Origin of the sequence: Pseudomonas sp. EL_65y_Pfl1_R83, assembly GCF_963970695.1 — a bacterium.
GTDB classification, from domain to species: domain Bacteria; phylum Pseudomonadota; class Gammaproteobacteria; order Pseudomonadales; family Pseudomonadaceae; genus Aquipseudomonas; species Aquipseudomonas tritici.
The window spans coordinates 1-479 of sequence record NZ_CAXAQI010000346.1 but is presented as its reverse complement, the minus strand read 5'-3'; the positions used below and the strand labels follow the sequence as shown (position 1 = coordinate 479).

1 protein-coding gene is annotated in these 479 nt (G+C 59.5%); it reads left to right on the top strand.

The genetic code is table 11. The features are described 5' to 3' along the window. Positions 1–227 precede the first annotated feature (227 nt). Positions 228–479, top strand: a 252-nt coding sequence (locus tag AACY08_RS29215; protein WP_339472563.1) for an MCP four helix bundle domain-containing protein, incomplete at its 3' end; no start/stop codon positions are given.

The following is a 479-nucleotide window of genomic DNA, read 5'->3' as shown; positions in this document are numbered from 1 at the left end:
CTCAAGTCGGGAAACTTCGGTGGACCGGCGTTTTTCACGGATGCGCTCGGACTGATGCGCTGAGCGCAGGGCGTTCTTAGGTTCCCGTTCATCTCTTTAGGGTTCCCTGCTCTCACGGAGTCGTTATTAACAACTGCTGAGTCGCTTTGTTGTTGGATATCGGCGCCGGATTTTTTGGTTGACCCGATTTCAGGGCGCGCCGCGGCGCGCCGACAAAGAGACAAGACATGCTGGCCTCGCTCTCCATCCGCGCCAAGATCATCAGCGTCGTGGCGTTCCTGCTGGTTACCATGACCGGCATGGGGCTCCTTGCGATCATGAAGATGCGGTCGATGAATGCCAACACGACCGAGATCACCACGAACTGGCTGCCCAGCGTGCGCGTGCTGGGCGAGATGCGCGCGAGCGTGATCACCTATCGCAACGTGGTCCGCCAGCACATGCTGGCGGAGACGCTGGAGGACAAGCTGGCGAACGAA